Annotated in this window: 16 protein-coding genes; 12 read left to right on the top strand and 4 right to left on the bottom strand. The window is 36.5% G+C overall.

What is annotated here, in order from left to right; genetic code table 11:
- Positions 1-4: 4 nt before the first annotated feature.
- A complete protein-coding gene (locus ACKPCA_RS17045; RefSeq protein WP_321280150.1) occupies positions 5-2,371 on the bottom strand; it encodes an ABC transporter permease in 2,367 nt (788 codons plus the stop codon).
- An 89-nt stretch (positions 2,372-2,460) separates the two neighbouring features.
- A complete protein-coding gene (locus tag ACKPCA_RS17050; protein WP_054716649.1) occupies positions 2,461-3,153 on the bottom strand; it encodes an ABC transporter ATP-binding protein in 693 nt (230 codons plus the stop codon).
- Between the two features lie 267 nt (positions 3,154-3,420).
- Here ACKPCA_RS17050 and ACKPCA_RS17055 point away from each other — a divergent pair, with 267 nt between their 5' ends.
- From ACKPCA_RS17055 to ACKPCA_RS17075, 5 genes are all read left to right on the top strand, one after another.
- Entirely contained in the window at positions 3,421-4,782 is a 1,362-nt protein-coding gene (locus tag ACKPCA_RS17055) for a sigma-54-dependent transcriptional regulator (RefSeq protein ID WP_321280151.1), read from the top strand.
- Positions 4,772-6,115, top strand: coding sequence for a sensor histidine kinase (locus tag ACKPCA_RS17060; protein ID WP_321280152.1), 1,344 nt, complete (start codon positions 4,772-4,774; stop codon positions 6,113-6,115). The genes ACKPCA_RS17055 and ACKPCA_RS17060 overlap by 11 nt, the downstream gene beginning before the upstream one ends.
- Before the next feature lie 228 nt (positions 6,116-6,343).
- On the top strand, positions 6,344-6,616 hold the full coding sequence (locus ACKPCA_RS17065; RefSeq protein ID WP_321280153.1) for a hypothetical protein: 273 nt from the start codon (positions 6,344-6,346) through the stop codon (positions 6,614-6,616).
- A gap of 130 nt (positions 6,617-6,746) precedes the next feature.
- Positions 6,747-7,154, top strand: coding sequence for a nuclear transport factor 2 family protein (locus ACKPCA_RS17070; protein WP_321280154.1), 408 nt, complete (start codon positions 6,747-6,749; stop codon positions 7,152-7,154).
- Between the two features lie 78 nt (positions 7,155-7,232).
- Positions 7,233-8,147 carry a DUF6263 family protein gene (locus tag ACKPCA_RS17075; protein ID WP_321280155.1) on the top strand — a complete coding sequence of 305 codons (915 nt, stop codon included), beginning with the start codon at positions 7,233-7,235 and terminating at the stop codon, positions 8,145-8,147.
- 113 nt (positions 8,148-8,260) lie between these two features.
- Here ACKPCA_RS17075 and ACKPCA_RS17080 read toward each other — a convergent pair whose 3' ends face one another.
- Together ACKPCA_RS17080 and ACKPCA_RS17085 are read right to left on the bottom strand one after the other, a co-directional pair.
- Positions 8,261-9,226 carry a zinc metalloprotease gene (locus ACKPCA_RS17080; protein WP_321280156.1) on the bottom strand — a complete coding sequence of 322 codons (966 nt, stop codon included), beginning with the start codon at positions 9,224-9,226 and terminating at the stop codon, positions 8,261-8,263.
- Between the two features lie 940 nt (positions 9,227-10,166).
- Complete coding sequence (locus ACKPCA_RS17085; RefSeq protein WP_321280157.1) at positions 10,167-10,892, bottom strand: hypothetical protein; 726 nt, start codon at positions 10,890-10,892, stop codon at positions 10,167-10,169.
- Positions 10,893-11,855: 963 nt separating this feature from the next.
- On the opposite strand from ACKPCA_RS17085, the gene ACKPCA_RS17090 reads away from it, so the two are divergent.
- From ACKPCA_RS17090 to ACKPCA_RS17120, 7 genes are read left to right on the top strand one after another with little or no spacing between them, the layout of a single operon-like run.
- A complete protein-coding gene (locus tag ACKPCA_RS17090; RefSeq protein WP_321280158.1) occupies positions 11,856-12,620 on the top strand; it encodes an HNH endonuclease in 765 nt (254 codons plus the stop codon).
- A gap of 28 nt (positions 12,621-12,648) precedes the next feature.
- Complete coding sequence (locus tag ACKPCA_RS17095; protein WP_321280159.1) at positions 12,649-13,629, top strand: DNA-methyltransferase; 981 nt, start codon at positions 12,649-12,651, stop codon at positions 13,627-13,629.
- Positions 13,630-13,635: 6 nt separating this feature from the next.
- Positions 13,636-15,672 carry an ATP-binding protein gene (locus ACKPCA_RS17100; protein ID WP_321280160.1) on the top strand — a complete coding sequence of 679 codons (2,037 nt, stop codon included), beginning with the start codon at positions 13,636-13,638 and terminating at the stop codon, positions 15,670-15,672.
- Between the two features lie 11 nt (positions 15,673-15,683).
- Positions 15,684-17,114, top strand: a complete 1,431-nt coding sequence (locus ACKPCA_RS17105; RefSeq protein WP_321280161.1) for a PHD finger domain-containing protein — start codon at positions 15,684-15,686, stop codon at positions 17,112-17,114.
- Positions 17,111-19,237: an AAA family ATPase gene (locus tag ACKPCA_RS17110; protein WP_321280162.1), complete on the top strand. Its 2,127-nt coding sequence runs from the start codon at positions 17,111-17,113 to the stop codon at positions 19,235-19,237. Before ACKPCA_RS17105 ends, ACKPCA_RS17110 begins: the two co-directional genes overlap by 4 nt.
- Positions 19,230-20,204: an HNH endonuclease family protein gene (locus tag ACKPCA_RS17115; protein WP_321280163.1), complete on the top strand. Its 975-nt coding sequence runs from the start codon at positions 19,230-19,232 to the stop codon at positions 20,202-20,204. The genes ACKPCA_RS17110 and ACKPCA_RS17115 overlap by 8 nt, the downstream gene beginning before the upstream one ends.
- A complete protein-coding gene (locus ACKPCA_RS17120; RefSeq protein WP_321280164.1) occupies positions 20,179-20,811 on the top strand; it encodes an HNH endonuclease in 633 nt (210 codons plus the stop codon). The genes ACKPCA_RS17115 and ACKPCA_RS17120 overlap by 26 nt, the downstream gene beginning before the upstream one ends.
- Positions 20,812-20,846: the final 35 nt, after the last annotated feature.

The following is a 20,846-nucleotide window of genomic DNA, read 5'->3' on the forward strand; positions in this document are numbered from 1 at the left end:
AGAATTATTCATATCGTAAACTTTCCACAGGATTTCTCTTTGCTGCCCTCCACGATTGCCACGAAACAGTTATCAAGGCAATGCCCATGGCAATAATTCCTGCCAAAGCAAAAATCCACCAGCTGAGTTCAGTTTTATAAGCAAAACCACTAAGCCATGTGTGCAAAGCATACCAAGCAATAGGGCAGGCAATTATACATGCAATAAACACCCACTTTACCAAATCGGTATTCAGCATTTTAACAATCTCGAAAGTTTTGGCACCATTGGTTTTTCGTATTCCAATCTCTTTGGTGTGAGTTTCAACAATAAAATAGGTCAAGCTGATTAATCCCAGGCAGGATAGGAGTATGGAAATTATGGTGGCATAATTTAGAATGCGCTGAAATTGTTTTTCCTTCTTGTACAAAGCTTCCCAGCTTGCATCAAGGTATTTTATTTCCAGTGGGAAATTAGGAGAAATATTTTCCCAAACCTTGTTGATGGAACGAATACACCTATTGGTACTGGCAACACTGCTGGTGTTGATTTTGAAATAAATGTACTCATCGGTTTCTCCACAACTTCTAAAAGCAATTGGCCTAATAGCTGAATGCATGGATTCGTGGTTAAAATCTTCTACTTCGGCAATTACTTTTCCAACTTTGCCATTGTATCGAATTGTTGCATCTTCTGGTTTTTCGATATTGAATTGTTTAAAGGCCGTAGCATTAAAGATCCAGTCTGCATTTTCCTCTGAATAACGATTAAACTGTTTGCCCTGAATCAATTTGATTCCAAAAAAATCGAAGAAATTTGGGCTTACGAAAAGATTGGCAAAACCAATTTCCTGTTTTTCTCCTTTGTTGATCATGCTAAGTCCCCAATTTGATTGATTGTAACCTAACGGACCAGATGTATAAGTATAATCGGAAATTTCAGGGATTCTTTTAATTTCAGAATTAAAGGCATTACTACTTTTCTCTATTTGCGGATTGGTGGCAGCATAAAGAATTTGTTCTTTATCAAAACCAGGATCCAACTCACTCATGTAATTGTTTTGTTTGTTGATTAAGAGGATACCGCACAGTAAAATGATTGTAATGCTAAATTGGAAAATCAGCAAAGCATTTCTCAGATGGTTTTGTGAGCGGCTATTTACAGTGTTTTTTAATAATGCCGTAGTTTGGGTCCTGCTAAATCTTATTCCGGGAATAATTCCGGTTAGTACAAAAGTAAAAGCAAGCAGCGCAATAAATATTATCAGGTTTGATCCTGAAAAAATCTCAGCCAAAGTAAATTCCGAATTGGTAATCTGATTTAATCCGATCAGTAAGAAATTACTCAATACAATTACCAGTATACATGTAATGCATAGGACCAAAGCGGATTCAGCAGCGATTAACTCAACTACTTTGGCCTTTTTACTTCCCATTACTTTAAGGATGCCAATATTTTTAAGGCGCTTAATTTTTTGTGCAGTAACCAGGTTTATGTAATTGATACATGCAAGCAGAAGAATTAAAAATCCTATGATTTGTATAATGTTTAAGGTAAGTTGATTGCCATGTTTTAAAATCTCAATTTCGGGTAAATCATTATAAGTTTCGGTAAACGGTTTAATCTCAAACTTGGTATCTTCTTTGTATCCTTCCGGGATGTTGTCGGTTGAGATATTGGCAAGTTTCCGATTGATAACTCCAGCATCAATATTAGATGGTATTTTTGCAAAAGCACTGTAGTTTTGAGTACCCCAATATTCTTCGCTGCTTTTAAACCAATGAATTTTATAATTGGTGTCAAGCGATAGTACTGCATCAAATTCCCATGAGCAATGATGAGAAAGATCTTGAATAACTGCTCCTACCTCAACAATTACATTTTGCAAGTTGGTGGCATTGTATAGCAACTCTTTCCCTATAGGATTTTCGTCGCCAAATATCTTTTTAGCCACCGATTGAGTCAATACAATTTTATCGGCTGTATTTAAAGCTTTTTTAGGATTACCATAAACCGCTTTAAACTGAAAAACCTTAAAGAAACATGAATCTGCAATTAGCAGATTTTGTAACTTATAATCTGTATTCTCCTTTTTCAGAAAATCTTGTGGCGACCAGGTATACCTTGCAAATGTTATAGCTTCTATTTCCGGAACTTCAGACCTAACATGTCTAACCATAGCGCTAGAAATATCAGGATCTTTTTGGTTTAAAAGCGTGTAGGTATATTCGATATCCGCAATCTCCTGATCCATATTTTTCTCCTTGTTTACATAGGCGAAAACAAGCAGACTAATTGTAATTCCTATAACCAAACCACTAATGTTAATCGATGATACCAGCTTATTCTTTAATAAGTTTTTGAATGATATTTTAATGTTGTAGAAATTCATAAATCAGTTTAGAAATGTTAATGGCTTAGACAGTAAGCTTTAAAAGATATGATGTGTAAATTGTTAAGGTAGTAGCGGTATTTCGATGCTTAAAATACCTGCTCCGCCACCAAACTTTCTTCAGTTACAACTTTACCATCAAATAGGTTGATAATTCGGTGAGCATATCCTGCATCTTTCATGGAGTGAGTCACCATGATAATGGTAGTTCCTTCGCGGTTTAATTCGGTAAGCAGTTCCATAACTTCCTGACCGTTTTTCGAATCGAGATTACCCGTAGGCTCATCGGCAAGAATTAACCCTGGGTTAGATACTACCGCACGAGCAATGGCAACACGTTGTTGCTGACCACCTGATAATTGTTGAGGGTAATGTTTTGCACGATGGCTCATGTTCATTCGGTCAAGCACCTTGCTTACCATTTCTTTTCGTTTTTTGGAGCTGATGCGCTGATAAACCAAAGGCATTTCAACATTTTCGAAAACATTTAATTCATCAATCAAGTTGAACGACTGAAATACGAAACCAATGTTTCCTTTGCGCAAATCGGTGCGCTGTCCCTCTTTCAAATTAGCAACTTCGGTCTTGTTAAAATTGTATTCACCTCCCGATGGATTATCCAATAAACCCAGAATGTTTAAAAGGGTAGATTTACCGCATCCCGAAGGTCCCATAATGGCTACAAATTCTCCTTCTCTAATGTTTAGGTTTACATCGTTTAAGGCTAAAGTTTCAATTTCATCTGTTCTGAAAACTTTCGATAAATTTTTAATAGAAATCATATTCATTGTTTTTAAATAATACACATGTAAAATTATGGCTTACCATTGCGAACTTTGTGCCGTAATTTGTAAGTGTCTAAATATAAATACAAAAAGATGGGTTTTGTTTTTAGGTGTGTAAAATTTTTAGACAGTGTATGTCTAATATTTTGAAAAGCTGATTAATTTAGAGGAGCAAAGCTTATTTTATACAACAAGACAGAAAGACGCATTACTCTCCCGATAGTTATCGGGACAAACATAAACTCATCCCTCATTCACCCAAACATGAAAAAATCAAATATTCTTATTGTTGATGACAACCGAAGTGTTTTAAGCGCATTGGATCTGCTGTTATCGCCATACTGTGCCAAACTGAAGTGTTTATCTTCGCCCAAAACCTTATTTACCGAGCTTCAAATTGAAGACTACGATGTTGTTTTGCTGGACATGAACTTTACCACTGGTATCAATAATGGCAACGAAGGCATCTATTGGTTAAACCAGATCCTGGAGCAATATCCAGGCGTGAGTGTTGTGATGATTACTGCCTATGGAGATGTGGAATTGGCGGTAAAAGCAGTTCGTTCCGGAGCTACCGATTTTGTTCTGAAACCGTGGGACAACGAAAAAATGATTGCTACCGTTGATACTGCCTGTAAGCTAAGTCAGTCGAAGAGGGAGCTGAAAAAGATGCAGTTGAAAGAAAAGCAGTTCATCGAGGAAATCAACGGATCGAACAAAGATTTAATTGGTTCATCGGCTACCTGGGAACGTGCCATGAAAATGGTTCGAAAAGTGGCCGATACCAATGCCAATGTTCTGATCACTGGTGAAAATGGAACAGGGAAGGAGTTAATTGCAAGAGAAATTCACCGACTTTCGAAACGATCGAACAAAGTAATGGTGAGTGTAGACATGGGTGCTGTGGCAGAATCCTTATTTGAAAGTGAATTGTTCGGGCATAAAAAAGGCGCCTTTACCGATGCACATTCCGATAGAATGGGGAAAATAGAAGCTGCCAATAAGGGAACACTCTTTCTCGACGAAATCGGAAACCTTACCATGCCCATGCAGGCCAAATTGTTGTCGGTGCTCCAGAACAGGGTGCTTACCAGGGTGGGTGACAATTCCCAAACCAAGCTTGATTTACGCCTGATATGTGCCACCAATGGAAACCTGCAACAAATGGTATCCGATGGCAATTTTAGGGAGGATCTTCTGTATAGAATCAATACCATACACATCGAAGTACCACCTTTGCGCGACCGAAAAGATGATATCCCCGAACTGGCAGAATTCTTTGTGAACAAGTATGCCGATAAGTATGGGAAAAATTTAAAAATAAGCAGTCAGGCCATTGCCAAATTAAGTGATTACCCTTGGCCGGGAAATGTTAGAGAGTTGCAGCATTCGGTCGAGAAAGCGGTAATTCTTTCAGATTCTCAGCAATTAACGGCAGCCGATTTTGTATTCAAGAATGATGATATGAATAATGTATCGAACTTTGGCGGAACCCTGGAGGATATGGAGGCGCAGCTGATTGCTTCGGCCATAGAAAAACATGCAGGAAACCTTTCAGCCGTATCAACACAGTTGGGCATTTCTCGTCAAACGCTCTACAATAAAATCAAGAAATATGGGCTATAAGAATTACAATCTGGCACTATGGATTAGAATGTTAATCCTTTTGGCTACCGCCATTTCATGCGGTTATGCAATTGCCACAGAATCCTATATGTCCCTTTCGTTTTTTGGTTTGATGATGTTGATTGAAGTTTGGGAACTCATTCGATTCCTAAACAAAACCCACAAACAGATCGACTTTTTTATCAAGGCCATAAAGAACGAGGATACAACACTTCGTTTCCCTGAAAAATCAGGCAATAGCATTATTAACGAATTGCACCATAGTTTAAACGAGCTGAATGGCATTTTGCAGCAAGTGCAAACCAAATCGAGAATCAGGGAAAAGTACTTTGGCGAAATCTTACAGAACATATCCACTGGAGTGATCGTGTTATCTGAAAATACGCACATTACAGATGTAAATTCAGCCGCACTCGAATTGTTGGGTTTGCCAGCTCTTACACACATTAGTCAGCTCAATAGAATTGATACGCGATTCACCAATTCACTGCTCGAAATCTCGAACAAGCAAAAGCGGGTTTTGGAACTGTCTACCCCTAAGGAAAGGGTCCAGATCAATACGGCCTGTTCGGTAATCCGAATCCATAAGGAAGACATTAAGCTCATCACCCTGCAGGACATTCGTGGAGAATTGGAACGAAAAGAGGTAGATGCCTGGATCAAACTAATACGAGTACTGAGTCACGAAATCATGAATTCCCTGGCTCCGGTTACTTCCATTGCACAATCACTCAAGCGAATTTGGGAAGAGAAATCAGAAATGATTGTAGATGAAAACCTGGCAACAGAAGTAGGGAAAACCGTGAATGGCTTGGGTGTGATTACCGAAATGAGCGAGGCATTGATCCATTTCGTGAAATCCTATCGCATGTTGTCCAAGCCACCAAAGCCAATGCTGGGCAGTGTAAATTCCATTGAGTTTTTCGATCGATTAAGCATTCTGCTTTCCCCGATTAAGGAAGAGTTTGCCGGTGAATTGCAGATTCAAACTCCAACACGATCTTTCGATTTTGTGGCCGACGAACAGATGATTGTTCAGGTGATTATCAATTTGGTGAAGAATGCCAAGGAAGCCTTTAATGGAGAAGCCGAGCATGGAAAGATCAGTGTGAATTGCAACAAGAAAGGACCCATTTGCGAGATCAATGTAATTGACAATGGCCCGGGAATTCCTGCCGAAATTGCCGACGAGATTTTTATTCCATTCTTCACCACCAAGACCAATGGCAGCGGCGTTGGCCTAAGCCATTCCCGACAAATTATTCGCGCCCATGGTGGTTCTTTGTATTGCACCTCCAAACCAAATCAAACCGTGTTTAAATTGAGGTGGTAATTGTATAATCCGTAGGGCCACGCCATGGCGTGGCCTAAAAACATATATCAATCCAACAATTCATTTTATCATGGAATAGGACACGAGATCTCCTTGTGCGGTTTTTACATCAATTTGTCTCGGGTTTCAATCCGAGGATCAAATAGAAACACAAAATTCAATCAAAAATTATGTAGGATAGTTTGTTAATATAATTTATCTTTATATGCAAACCCAAAAACCTACCAAATGTCATACGCAGGACATGTCTTAGACATGATTAAAAGGATGAGAGCGAATCGGGAGATGCTCCATTCCCATAAAAAAGGATTCCGAGATCATATCGAAATCAAGGAAAAGCGAAGAACCTTTGTGCGTTTCAAAAAGATCTCCAAAGAAGAAATGAAGGAGGTGAAAGAGCATATTCGAACCGAGGCAAGGCGCGAAAAAAGAAGGTATTACATTGCCAGTATTGTGGTGAGTATCATTTTGATTGTGGCATTGATTTTAATTTTCAAATAACACCGTAGGGCCACGCCATGGCGTGGCCTAAAAACATATATCAATCCAATCATCATGGAATAGGACACGAGATCTCGTGTCCCTGCGGAATACAAAACATCTCCTTGCAACCTTCATCAATTCTCTCGGGTTGAAACCCGAGAATAACATATCAATAAATTTTAGAAACAAACAAATCATGACACCAAAACAAATCATACAAGAATGGGTAGAGGCCTTTAACCAAGGCGATGCCGACCAGATTGCAGAATTTTACCATCAGGATGCCATTAACCATCAGGTAGCCAATCAACCCATACAGGGCAAGGAGGCCATCCGTAAAATGTTTGCCGAAGAACTGGCTGCGGCCGAAATGACCTGCATTGTAGAAAATATCTTCGAAGATGGCGATTGGGCCATACTCGAATGGAAAGATCCGCTGGGACTTCGAGGTTGTGGATTCTTTCAGATACTCGATGGCAAAATCATGTTTCAACGCGGCTATTGGGACAAGCTTTCCTTCCTAAGAATGCACAATATGTCCATTCCCCAAAAATAAAGCGGGTATTATCACCCAGAAGTGGAGAAATGAATGTACTTTTAAACAATAATTAAATTATATACCAAAATCAATTCAATGAAGAAACTACTAACACTTGCTCTTATTCTAAGTGCGACACTTTGTGTACAAGCCAAAAAATACAAACTGGCTTTAAATCTGGAAGTAGGGAAGGAATACATTCAGAAGTCGAATGCAAAAATGACCATTACCCAGAACTTTAATGGCATGCCAATCGAAATTGGTATGAATATTAAAGGGGATTATGTCTTTAAGGTGATTGGTGCCGAAAACGATCAGTACGATATGGAGGTGAAGTACAGGACCGTAGAGATGGAAATGGAAAGTGCACAGGGAAAAAGCTCATTTAGCTCCAACAAAGCTAGCGAGCAGGATATCATGTCAACCATGCTATCGCGCATGATTGATAAGCCCTTCAAAATGATCATGGGTCAAAACGGAAAAGTAATCGAGATCAAAGGAATCGATAATCTTTTTGGTGGTATGTTCGAAGGATTCGATATCACCCAACAACAGAAAGACCAGATTTTGGCTCAGCTAAAACAATCCTATGGAGCAAAGGCTTTTAAAGGAAGTTTTGAGCAGATCACTGCCATTTACCCTGAGGGAAAAGTAAAATTGGGCAAGAAATGGACCACCGAAACCAATATCGAGGCAGGAATGTCGGTTCACGTAACTACCAATTTCGAACTAAAGGCAGCCAATACCGAGTACTTCCTTCTTCATGGAGAAGGCGATTTGTCTAGCAATCCTAATTCCCCATTTGTGAAGCAAAATGGTATGGACATGAAGATTTTGTTAGACGGTAATTTGACTTCGGACATTAAAATTGATCGAAAAACCGGTTGGATTATAGATGCTACCATTGTTCAGAACCTGAGTGGAAACACAGAGCTGAAAGCCGGCGAACAAATGCCTGAAGGCATGAGCATCCCAATGACCGTAAAGTCAAAATCAGTAATCACAAACTAATGGAATTTGGCTTGATGCCGATGGTGTAAAATCAAATACCCCAAATCATTGCGATTTGGGGTAACAATTAAAACTAACACTTATAAACCTAACACACCGAAAGTGGAGTTGTATTAATTATGAGGCCATTCTCCCCAAATGCTACAATGTCCTCCAATATCGGCTCCTTGCAGTTCGGTAAATGGCTCAAAATACAAAGCATTCATAACTGCTCGTGGCGATGCCTTAAATGTGCCATCCTTTTTAATCGATAAGTTTCCAAAATGAGCCTGACTTAGTCCATGTCCCAGCTCATGAAGAGCAATGGTTTCAACATCTATATTGGTGCCATCAACATTCCACAACCAGAATGGATCGTAGTAAATTTCGCGGAAGGCCACATCATACTTCTCATTGCCATCAATATCCGTAGGGCCATTTGCATCAGTAAAAATAAAGGTGAAAGTTACACCCAACACACCAGGCGTAAAAGCAATATCTCTCCAACCTGCATGTTGCACATCTGCTAATATTGCTAAGGATCCACCAAAGCCATATAATGCAGCTATAACTCCTATGTCAATGCCATAATCAGGATTTCGGGTAAAGTTAATATTGGAACATTTTAAAGCATCCCATGTATCGCTTGCGCGTACAATTGCAGCATCGGTTTCTGCCGCAGTAACATTACCAAAAGGAGGGACTGCGTCAATCGTTTGATCAATGGCATAGGTGATGTCGTTGAAATTAGGACCGCTCCATTCTCTTCTTTCATCATTGGGAACAAAATCAGCATCCAGCTGTTTATTTCCTACATGCTTGGCAAGTACAATTTTACCCACTTCATTGCTACCATTCGCAGTAATGTATTCGGCCATCAAAACTCTATATTCCTTGCCTTCCATTGAAAGAATTTCATTCATTTCATCCAGAACATCAGAGCTTAAAGCTAAATCTTGAGCCGCTGATTTAACTCCAGTATCTCCCATATAAGCTTCCATTGGAGATGGAGCTTCCAATTCCTGGGGTGTTAATACCTCTTCGTGCTGACATGCGATTACTCCTAGCATACAGAGTAAGGCGAAAATTAATTTTTTCATAACTGATTTCGGTTTATGTTAATAATGACATTTTTGAATTCACAAAAAGTTACTCATATCAGGGGAGGAAGTCAATTATTTAGAACCGACCGCCAGGTGGGCCATAACTGTTTAATAAAGTTTAATTTGGAAGATTTCTATTTACAAATAAGATTTGTTTTAGATAAGCAGGAGTTTTTTGTCTGTGCAAATCATTCATATGCAAGTCGATATAAGGAACCTGTCGTTTATCTTAATGGAGAGGTGTTGCGATGAGGTGCAGCAATGTTTGTGTATGTACAGGTATAAAAAAGGGGAAGATGTTTATCAGTATATACCTCTTTCAAAAGATACTGCTTAAAATAAAATTCGGAGGTAATAACTGCTTGCCTAGTGTCAATGGCAGGGTATACCTGAGCGATTGCCCCAAAGCCTGTTTCATTGAAATTATGTGATGGGCATGGGCTATTTAATAGGGGAGAAAGAATGGAAATTGGTTGATTTCACCGAGAAAAATAAAGAAAAAATGCGTTTAAAATTTGTTAACTCCCATTACATCTTTCTCCTTTGGGTTGGCGCATGGCATTTGCTCTGGCCCTTTCAGGGCAATGTTGCTTCCTTTTAAAACAGGGGAGAATAAAATAGCCTGAAAGGCTAAGAGCATTAGCATAGGGCAACGCCCTATGAATATAAAATGCAATAATAACCAAGCCCTGAAGGGGCGTCAGCATAAATAGGTATATCGGAATTAGTCTCACGCCCCTTCAGGGCTACATGTATTGGGATTGGCTCATCCGATGGGCTTTGCCCATCGCTATTGATTTCGCCCTTTCAGGGCAATCTTGGCTTCCTTTTAAAACAGGGAGGATAATAAAAATCCCCAAAACCAAAGGTCTTGGGGACACCAGATGCTAAATAATTGCCATTAAATGCATCCTGGCTAATCAGGGATAAGCGGAAGCTATTCTTCCGTTTCGTTTACAACTTCTTCGTTCACTTCCGTGCCTTCTTCCTCTTCCTTGGTGGCTTTCGGACTGGCTGCCGGAAACTTAAACCACTTCAATAAATCCTCGTCCTCTTCGTACATAATGCGTGCGGCCTTAAAATAGATGGCCAGCTTTTCGTACAAAGCATTCAGAGCAATGGTACGCTCTTCGGTGGCGCGATTACGTTTCAGGATGCAATCCGATTGCTCATCCATAAAGCCTTTTAGCTTATCGCGATGTGCCAGAATCGCAGAAAAAGTTTCCTCGGTCCAGCCCTTTGCGCTTAGCTCGGCTTTGTACTTGTTGGCAATCATGTTGAAATCGGTTAGGAAAAGATACATCAACTTGCCATTTCTTCGCGCATTGTCGTAGTCGTTAAAACCAAACTGATTCCATACCTTCTTGTCGTTCGGGAATGCCATTTCGATATCGAACTTGCACCTTTGGAAAAATTTACCCGATGCTGCCAATTCCGTATTCACATTCTCGGTGGCTTTGGCCTGAATGTCGATATAGGTATTGTCAGAAGGAATGTTACTGGCTGTTTCAAACAAAGTGTTCAATTCAGCTAGGGTTTCTGCCGTGAAATGAGGCGTGAAAGCCATGAATTCATCATGCTTGTCGCGGATGATGTTAATACTCTGGCTCGAGAAAATAATAAAATTGGCATCTCCGCCATTGTAAGATCTGGTTTGTCCCATGTTCATAAGTTTTATATTTTGGGTTTACAATATGGAAATTAAAAGTCTTCTTTGAATTATGCAATAAATTAGAGGATAAAAAATATGATAACAAACGTCGATTTCTCTGGAAGACTTGTAAATAGTAGTTGTTTGAGAGTTATTGTTTTTATTTATAAAACATTAATATTTTATTAATAAAAACTATGAAAAACAGGACGAAAGAGCTGTAAGTGTTGATTACACGGGCTATTTAGGCTTTTAAAGGAAGGAGAATGGCTTTGTAAAGGCTGAGCCAAAGCAGAGGTGAAGCTCCTTTGTGGCGAAACTGAAATTCCTGGAGATGGAAAGAGCATATTAAAGCATAGAGCATGCAATTTTGAGACTATGTGGTACCATACTGTTAATGGAGATTTGAGCTTAAAGAATGAATGCCACAAGCCAGATGCAAAAGGTCAAAAGCCAAAGACTTGTTGTGCTTAGCCAAACTCTTGTCGGCCTTAGCCAATGGCATTCCGAGCTTAGCCAATCATTTGTTGGCCTTAGCCAGAAGCATTCCGCCCTAAGCCAAACAATTGTCGTGCTTAGCCAAGCTCTTGTCGGCCTTAGCCAATCTCTTGACGCCCTTAGCCAAAGGCTTGTCGTCCTTAGCCAATGTCTTGTCGGCCTTAGCCAAAGGCTTGTCGTCGCTCGGTTGAAGCATTCCACCGCCGACAAACAACTGGGAAGCAGCGGAATAAGACAAAGGAGCAACAACAAGATACAGACTAGCGAGTGCAGGGCTTAAAATGGAAGGGGAAAGGGGTAAAGGTATAGCGACAAACATAAAAAGAGTATCGGATATTTTTATTTGTCTGATTACGAACAAAGGGTGAGGGCAGGAAAAAGATTAATGCCTGATAACAAGAATGTAATTACGAATGTTAAATCATTGGTATAATTTTATTACTTTTGACATAACCCGAACCACAATGACTATTACTTATGCGTAACCCGAACTGGAGTGAGGAAGAACTCATTCTCGCTTTTAACCTCTATTGTAAGATTCCCTTTGGGAAGATACACAAGAACAATTCTCAGATTATTCGATTGGCAGAATTGATTGGAAGAACACCAAGTGCGGTTGGTTTGAAACTTTCGAACCTGGCGAGTTTTGATCCTCAATTACAAGCTCGTGGAATTAAAGGAATGAAGAATGCAGGGAAGAAGGATCGATTGATTTTTGAGAAATTCCAGAACGACAGGGAAGGCCTAATATACCAAAGTGAAAAGATACTGGCAGAACGCGAAGGGCTAAGTTTGGAAAATAAATACGAAGCGGAATTGCCAGAAGCCAATAGTTTGGTGGGAGAAACGAAGGAACGATATGTGAAAACGCGGGTAAATCAAAACTTTTTCCGACAAATGATTCTCACCAACTACCACAGCAAATGTGCGGTAACAGGAATAGACTTGCCACAGCTATTAATAGCCAGCCACATTTTGCCATGGGCACAAAACAAAGCCGAACGTCTGAACCCCGAAAATGGCATTTGCCTTTCGGCACTCTACGACAAGGCCTTCGACCAACACCTAATTAGTTTCGATGAGGAGTACCGACTCATCCTCTCGACCAACCTGAAAGAACACTGCACCAAAACATATTACCAAACCCATTTCGGAAAACTGGAAGGACAAGAAATGATCTTGCCGGATAAATGGTTGCCGAAGAAGGAGTTTTTGGAGTGGCATAGAGATTTAATACAATGAAAATATTGACAAAAATATAAATACCAAAGTGGGAAAAATAAAAGAAACGCTATACAGTACTAGTAACGGAGAGTTCCTAGTGGGGAATTCGGAAAAATTATTAAAAGGGAAGCTGTATGAAAAGCTAAAAGGAAAGGTTGACCTTATAATAACCTCTCCTCCTTTTCCTTTAAATCAAAAGAAGAAATATGGAAATCTGAAGGGAGATGAATATTATAATTGGTTTATAAACCTTGCTCCCTTATACTCAGATTTGCTTTCTGAGGAAGGATCAATTGTAATTGAAATAGGGAATGCTTGGGAACCGGAAAGACCAGTACAATCATTATTACATTTAAAATCATTATTAGGATTTGTTGAGAATTCTGATTTGAGATTAATTCAGGAATTTATATGCTATAATCCTTCGCGCTTACCATCTCCTGCGCAATGGGTGACAGTTAATAGAATCAGAACTGTTGATAGTTACACCCATGTTTGGTGGATGGCGAAATCAGATTTTCCTAAAGCGGATAATTCTAAAGTATTGAGACCTTATAGTAAGAGTATGCGTTCCTTGTTAAAGAGACAATCCTTTAATGCAGGTAAGCGCCCATCTGCACATACAATTAGTGAGAAAGGTTTCTTAACAGACCATGGAGGAAGCATAGCTCACAACTTTTTTGAAATGGATCCTATTGATGGAGACAGAGAGGTGAGGCTACCTCATAGTGTTCTGAGTCTTTCGAATACAAATTCCAATGATTTCTTTATGAAGAAATGTAGGGAGATGAACTATACTCCTCACCCTGCCAGAATGCATAAAGGATTGGTTAATTTCTTTATCAATTTCTTAACTGATGAAAATGATTTGGTATTAGATCCTTTTGGTGGGAGTAATACTACAGGTTATTGTGCCGAAATAAATAATAGAAAATGGGTTGCTTTTGAATTAGATGGGAGCTATGCCGAGCAGTCAATATTAAGATTTCAAAATCCTGTGGATAATGTAAAATTAAAAGTCTATTAAAAGATCATGAAAGCTATATTAGAAAAAGCACTTGCAAATAATATATTAGAGACTTCTCAGCAAGATAACTTATTGGTAGGATACCCTTTTTATTTAGATTACCAAAAAGCAAAGATTTTGACTTGTGACAGTTGGAAACATGTTGTAGGAGGTATACCTAAAGGATGTTTTTTATTAGCGTTCTATAAAAATCCCTTTGAAGAAATTAATAGTGCTGAGGCTATATTATTAAGGGTTTTAAATCCATGTTCTATACCAAGTGATGATGATATTATAAGCTCTAAGATAGAGTTTTATAAAGAGGATGTGGATATAAGTACTTCAAATGGGAAAGGGAAAGCACTTGACGATTTTACTCGTTTTGAGTATAGTTTTTCTGGTATTGAATGTACGGTACTAGGAACATTTTATAAAAATGACAATTCTGAAATTGAGTTTGGAGCAGATGTAGATAACTTTTATTCATCACATTATTATAAAGTTTACAAACTCACTGGAGAAAACCTTGAATACGTAGTAAATATTAGGGATAATGACAAACCATTAGATCCTAAAACAAATATTGAAATCGGAAAGGTTAGATATAGTTCAAGAGATAAGAGAAATGGAGGTTCTGAAAATAAAGAGTATGAAAAAGTAAAACTATATACCAAAGATATTCTAGGCAAAAGAACGGCACTATTTGGGATGACACGAACAGGTAAGTCTAATACCGTTAAAAAACTTATTGAAGCAACCGAAGAATTATCTGATCAAGCTCCAATGAATTTAAAGAGTTTTGATAAAACAACCAATGAAAGCATAAATTCCTTTACAGAGGAGGATATCCCTAACTATCCAGCAGGACAGATAATTTTTGATATTAATGGTGAGTATGCCAATAAGAATTTACAAGATGGAACTGCAATCTTTGAAAAATATAAACCAAAAACCATTAGATATAGCATACTTAAAAAGGTTGATGAGGATTTTCGAATAATGAAAGTCAATTTTTACGCTGATGTCATCACTGGCTTTGAGTACCTTTTAGAATACTTGGATGATGACAAGAGTGATTATTTAAACGGATTTAAGGTAATTGATTTTAAAAGACCTGAACAAGACGATTATAGTGGTTGGCGAAAATATAACCTAAAAAAGTCAATTTATTTTTGCTGTCTTCAAAAAGCAGGATTCAAAGAATCCAAAAAAATTGCTTTGAAAATTAAAATTAATGAACAAATTATTGAATTGCTGAATGAGGTAGACTGTTCAGAGATATTACAGAAACACAATTCAAAATCAGGTAGTCTCGAAAAGTTAACTATTCAAGAAGCATTCTTATTTTGGGAGACGATTTGGACAAATAAAGATCATAAAGTTTTTCAAACCATTAAGAAAAATAACAAAGGAAAGGATTGGTTGACAGAAGAAATTAGATCATTGTGTGTAATGTTATTTCAAAAAAAAGAAACAGGTCAACAGGTTAGTGGTTATTCAAAATTTAAAGTTGCACTTGAATTGCATACTAATGATACAGATTCCTCATTTCAACAAGATATTGTTAGCCATTTAAGAGGTGGAGGGATAGTTATCATTGATTTATCTCAAGGTAACCCAAAGGTTCAAAGAATTTTCTCAACGGATATATGTAAGAGTATATTTAGAAATTCTATGGATGAGTTTGTGAAGGCAAGACCAAACAATTTTATTCAATTTTACTTCGAAGAGGCACATAATCTATTCCCTAAAAAAGATGACAAAGATTTAAGTCAAATCTACAATCGAATAGCAAAAGAGGGAGCGAAGTTGAACCTTGGTATGATTTACGCGACTCAAGAAGTAAGTTCGATAAGTTCTAATATCCTAAAGAATACACAAAATTGGTTTATTGCTCACCTCAACAATGAAGATGAAATAAGGGAACTTCGAAAGTTCTATGATTTCAGTGATTTTACAGATTCATTAATTCGATTTAGTGCTAAAAATGATAAAGGATTCGTTCGAATGAAAACTTATTCTAATCCTTTTGTTGTTCCTGTTCAAATAGACAAATTCGAGTAATTAATTAGATTATGGCATATAGTAAATCTAGTGGTAAACCCTTTGAGTATGCAAGTAAGATTTCTCACAGACATCTTGTTGTTGATGAAGAGGTACAAGATTATATAAAAAATTGTGTAATTCCATTTGATGGTAAGGATGTCAATTTGAATCCCAGATTAATTCATGATATTAAATATCCTTCTAAGAATAGAATTGAAAATATAATTGCAGTTGATGGAGGGTATCAAACTGTCGCAGTAAAGAAGAATTTTCCATCATCCCTGTTAACCTATTTTCAGTTTGGAGAGCTTTTACTAGAAAGACACCTTTTGGAGAATTTAAAGGCTATGCCATTTATTTCTCCAAAAGATATGGCAGAATTAAAGAATCTTTCTCCTGTAAAATTGGTATTGCCAACAAAGAATCTAATTCTAAAGGATCAAAATAACCTTACCGATGCAGTGAGGAAAGTTATTTATGAGTTCTTTTTAAAAAAAGATAAGGGTAAAGATTCTTTATTACATACCTTGTATTGGCTTTTATTTCAGAAGTATAAACGAGGTAGTAATACTGTTCCGCAATGTAATTGCGGAGGAAATAGTTTTAAAAAAGCAGTTGCATCCGATGATTTCTTGTTGGAATGTGATAATTGTGAAACTAAAGCATATAAGTTATCAAAGTGTCCATACTGTGAAGAACCTTCTGTTTTGCTAAGAGAAGATAAAATGGACAAAGAAAACTATAAATGGCAATGTGAAAAGTGCAAGCAAGATATCTACATCACAGATGTGTTTAGGTTATTTGAAGCAGTTGATAATGAATTGGGAGCAGGTGGTATAATCGGATATATTATTTCTGCCGTTGAAAACTTGTTGATTGTCCATATTATAAAAATACTACTGAATATTAAGAAAGGGTGTATAAATAAGTTCCTACTGGTAAAGGATGGTCCTCTCAGTTTTGTTGGACAGACCGCTAATATGCATAAGCCAATGAGAGCATTACTAAATTACATATCTCAAGATAACAAGATTAATTTGGTAGGAATTGAAAAGAGTGGTGCTTTTGTTGATCATGCAAAAGAAATTCAAAACAAGTTAAAACCTGGTCAGGTGTTTCTGTTGGATAATGAGCATATCTATACGTATGTAATGCCAGGTAATATTGATAAAGATATTTATGCGAAAACCTCGTATTACAGTGCAAAATTTATTTACAAATCAAAGGAGGAGAAAGTTTATGTATTAACAGTCCCTGTGGATAATTATAATTACTATATCACACCAGAAGTAGATAAATTGAAAAACCTTGAGGAGATATTATTGAATATTGATTTGTTGAAATGTGATATCTATCAGGATGCAATAATTCCAATTGCATTAGTGAATAAACTAATTTCTTTATCTAACTATCCGAGTTCAAATATTCTAGAGACTTTTTCAAAATCCTTGGTAAAATGATAAAAATAGAAAAAGGTTGGGGGCCAGATTATTTACATTCACGTGAAGTAGCCTTAGCTATAGAGAAAATGGAAAAGTTCTATTCATCGATGAATAGGGATCAACAGAGGCACGATTTTCCATTGAAAAAAGAAATTGATCGAAAACTTAAAGAAATTCTACATGAGAGGTTTCATGGTAAATGCGGATATTGTGAAATAAAAATATCAGAACCCCAGGCAGGAGTTGTGGATAGGTTTAGACCTCACAATGGAGTGCGAGATGAAAAGGAATATTACAAGGATTTATATTGGTGGTTAACTTATGAATGGGATAATTTAATATACTCTTGCAAGGAATGTCATCAGTATAAGGCTAATTATTTTCCTGTAAAAGGAGTAAGAGCTTCTTTTAAAGGTGATTTTTTAACTCAAGAGGAAAAATTACTTTTAAATCCATGTACTGATAATCCAAATGATCATTTTTTTTTAAGCAATTTAGGAACTATTGCAGGTGGCACTGAAGAGGCTCATCACACCATTGAACTATTAAGATTGAATAGAAGTAGGTTGAATGAAAAACGGTTAAGTGCTATTGAAAGAATTAAAAGTATAATTGCAGATATAACCGAGGATGAGGTATATGTTCTGAACGAGGAAACTTTAAAGTACCTTCAAGATATATTTAATCAAAATCCCAAAATTGAATTTTTATTCGCTAAGTCTTATTATTTAAATACACAAATAGAGCATCATCCAGATTTGTTTAACTTTCTAAAAAGAGATAGTTATTCCAAATTACCAGAATTTGAAAAATATAAGAGCAGCTTAAGGTTGAAAAAGCTTATCAAGTATGAGGTTGCCAGAAAAATAACAAATAAGAATACCTATTTCCCCATAGAATATATAGAAATAAAAAATTTCAAAAGTATTACGAATCTAAAAATAGATTTTCCTGAAAAAAAAGAATATGAACCATGGATATTCTTACTAGGTGAAAATGGGGTTGGTAAATCTTCAATTCTACAGGCAATAGCAATTGGACTATATTCTAATTTAAACAATGGAGATGATCTTATTTCTGAATTAATACAAAGGAGAAAACACACTGCTACAATTACAATTAAAGAAAGAAGTACGGATAATATTATAAAAACAGTTCTTAATAGAAAAGAAAAAACAATAAAACAGTCAGGACATTTTAAATCAAATTTGATTGGATATAGTTCTAGTCGGTTGATGAAGCAAGGTAACTTAGTGCCAGAAAAAACTAAGAATGGGGTTAGATACATGAATTTATTTGATCCGACCATCTGTTTAAATGATGTCACCAAATGGTTAGTTTCAGTTCATAGAAAAGACTTAAATAAATTTAATTCTATCGCTTATTCTGTTAGAAAATTACTACCAGATAATTTAGAAGAACAAGAGTTGACAATTAAAGGTGGTAAGCTTGTTTTAAGTAATTCTCCTGAGGTTTCAATCTCCTCTTTTAGTGAAGGTTATAAGTCAGTGATTACGTTAGCTCTTGATATAATGAAGACTTTGTCAGAAGGTATAACCGCTGATATGGATAAGTTATCAGGAGTAGTTTTAATTGATGAGATAGGAAATCAATTGCATCCTAGGTGGCAAATGCAAATTGTCAGAAAATTAAGAGAGATATTTCCGAGAATTCAATTTATTGTATCTAGCCATCATCCTTTGTGTTTAAGAGGTGTGGAAAAAGGAGAAGTGATACTCTTAAAAGAGATAGAAGGAAAACTCAATATAATTACAGAGTTACCGGACCCTTCAGAATTTAGGGTAGATCAACTGCTAACTTCTGAGTTTTTTGGTTTAAGTAGCTTGATTGATCCAGATTTGGAGAATAAGTTTCATCGATATTACCAACTATTAAGTTTTGAATCAGATTTGAAAGGTGAGCATAAGGGGGAGTACAATCGGTTAAAAGAAGAACTAAAAGAGAAAAAGCATTTTGGGAATTCGTTACGTGATGAACTCATGTATGAAACAATAGATAAACTTCTTGCTCAAAAAGTACTATTTAGTGAAAATCCGCTAGACCGTATGGAACTTAAAGGTGAAGTTGTTTCTGAGGTGAAGAAAATTTGGGATGAATTAAAAATAGAAGGGCATGATTAAAATCAATAGAAAAGAATGTCCTTCTTCAATCCAAATAAGTCAGAATGGTACTCCTAAAAGTAAAGGGCAGAAAGAAACAGAGGAAGCTATATCTTTTTATCAAATAAAAACCAATCGTAAAGAGAAGTTTAAGAAAAAAAAGAAAAGAGGGGAAGGTTATACACAAGAATCATACAGCGCTTATAAAGAGGATGACGTCCGCAAGGAGTTAGTTGCAATTTTCAAGGGAAAATGTGCGTACTGCGAAACCGAAATTGTAGCTGCATGTCCAGGAGATATAGAGCATTTTAGGCCAAAAGGAGGATACAATGTTAAAGATAGCATTGTTAAACCAGGTTATTATTGGTTAGCTGCTGATTGGGAGAATTTGTTATTGGCTTGTCCTAATTGTAATCAGACTCACACTTATCTAATTTTTGAAGGTGATAAATGGATAGAAAAAGTTGTTGGAAAACTTAATCAATTTCCTTTGGATGATGAAAGTAAAAGGTTGACTTGTGAATCAGGAAGATTGTTTTTTAACGGTGATTATGAAGATCTTCATAAAGAAGAAGAAGAAGTTCGACTACTTTTAAAACCATGTACAGATAATGTTGAAGATTATTTTGAATATTCAGAGGAAGGACTTATTCGGTCTAAAAAAAGTTTAGAAGGAATAGACTTAAAGAGAGCAAAAACTTCAATTTTGGTATGTGCTCTGCAAAGATCTGAATTAGTAAAAAAAAGAGAACAAAAAATTATTGATATAAAGGTTCAAGTAGAAAGAGTAATTGAAATCATAGGAGATCTGAATGATGAAGATTCTAGGAATCTTGTAAAGTTTGAAAAGATCAAAAATCGATTAAGGAAAGAATTAAGAATACTAAAAGAGTTTATGCTTCCTGAAAAGGAATTTGCTGGGTTAGCTAGGTATTTTATAAAGAAATTTATGCAATCAGTCGATGATAAATGGAAAGAAACTGAATGAGATATTAAAGCTAAACGCTAAACATTCTTTGTACAGAGAGGATGGTTTATGGTATCATAATCTGAAAGATTTTCCAGGTGTTCTTTTTGATAAAAATGGATATGTGATTTTCAGAAAAGAAGAAGATTATCTAAATAATTCTCAATTACAAATAAGAAAAGATTTACATGTAATTAATGGAATATCATCTTTAGAAGAATATGTTGAGTTTGATCGTGCCAATAGGAAAATTATTGCTTTAAAGTCAGGAGAAATTAATGATGAGGTAGTCAGGAAAATTAGACAGGTAAATACAATTCAAAGAGATAAAAAGATAGTTCAAGAAATTAAATCGTTATACGACAACACATGCCAGATTTGTGGGGTTGGGTTAAAGATTACAAGTGATATTAAGTATTCGGAGATACATCATATAAAACCGCTGGGTAAACCTCATAATGGTCCTGATATATTGGGAAATCTAATTTGTGTTTGTCCAAATCATCATGTGATGTTAGATTTAGGAGCGATACCTTTAGAAATAGACAGATTCAAACTTTCTAAGCACGAAATAGATTTGGAGTTTATAGAATATCACAATGAAAATATTTTTTCAAAATGTCAGTGAGATATTCTCCCCCTTTTATACAATTGCTCATTTAA

Origin of the sequence: Marinifilum fragile (assembly GCF_963677365.1) — a bacterium.
GTDB lineage: Bacteria > Bacteroidota > Bacteroidia > Bacteroidales > Marinifilaceae > Marinifilum > Marinifilum fragile.

What these genes read in the sequence shown, in the direction of transcription:
- ACKPCA_RS17045 (WP_321280150.1), bottom strand. Translation starts at nt 2,371, where the DNA reads ATGAATTTCTACAACATTAAAATATCATTCAAAAACTTATTAAAGAAT.
- ACKPCA_RS17050 (WP_054716649.1), bottom strand. Translation starts at nt 3,153, where the DNA reads ATGATTTCTATTAAAAATTTATCGAAAGTTTTCAGAACAGATGAAATT.
- ACKPCA_RS17055 (WP_321280151.1), top strand. Translation starts at nt 3,421, where the DNA reads ATGAAAAAATCAAATATTCTTATTGTTGATGACAACCGAAGTGTTTTA.
- ACKPCA_RS17060 (WP_321280152.1), top strand. Translation starts at nt 4,772, where the DNA reads ATGGGCTATAAGAATTACAATCTGGCACTATGGATTAGAATGTTAATC.
- ACKPCA_RS17065 (WP_321280153.1), top strand. Translation starts at nt 6,344, where the DNA reads ATGTCATACGCAGGACATGTCTTAGACATGATTAAAAGGATGAGAGCG.
- ACKPCA_RS17075 (WP_321280155.1), top strand. Translation starts at nt 7,233, where the DNA reads ATGAAGAAACTACTAACACTTGCTCTTATTCTAAGTGCGACACTTTGT.
- ACKPCA_RS17080 (WP_321280156.1), bottom strand. Translation starts at nt 9,226, where the DNA reads ATGAAAAAATTAATTTTCGCCTTACTCTGTATGCTAGGAGTAATCGCA.
- ACKPCA_RS17085 (WP_321280157.1), bottom strand. Translation starts at nt 10,892, where the DNA reads ATGGGACAAACCAGATCTTACAATGGCGGAGATGCCAATTTTATTATT.
- ACKPCA_RS17090 (WP_321280158.1), top strand. Translation starts at nt 11,856, where the DNA reads ATGCGTAACCCGAACTGGAGTGAGGAAGAACTCATTCTCGCTTTTAAC.
- ACKPCA_RS17100 (WP_321280160.1), top strand. Translation starts at nt 13,636, where the DNA reads ATGAAAGCTATATTAGAAAAAGCACTTGCAAATAATATATTAGAGACT.
- ACKPCA_RS17105 (WP_321280161.1), top strand. Translation starts at nt 15,684, where the DNA reads ATGGCATATAGTAAATCTAGTGGTAAACCCTTTGAGTATGCAAGTAAG.
- ACKPCA_RS17110 (WP_321280162.1), top strand. Translation starts at nt 17,111, where the DNA reads ATGATAAAAATAGAAAAAGGTTGGGGGCCAGATTATTTACATTCACGT.
- ACKPCA_RS17115 (WP_321280163.1), top strand. Translation starts at nt 19,230, where the DNA reads ATGATTAAAATCAATAGAAAAGAATGTCCTTCTTCAATCCAAATAAGT.
- ACKPCA_RS17120 (WP_321280164.1), top strand. Translation starts at nt 20,179, where the DNA reads ATGATAAATGGAAAGAAACTGAATGAGATATTAAAGCTAAACGCTAAA.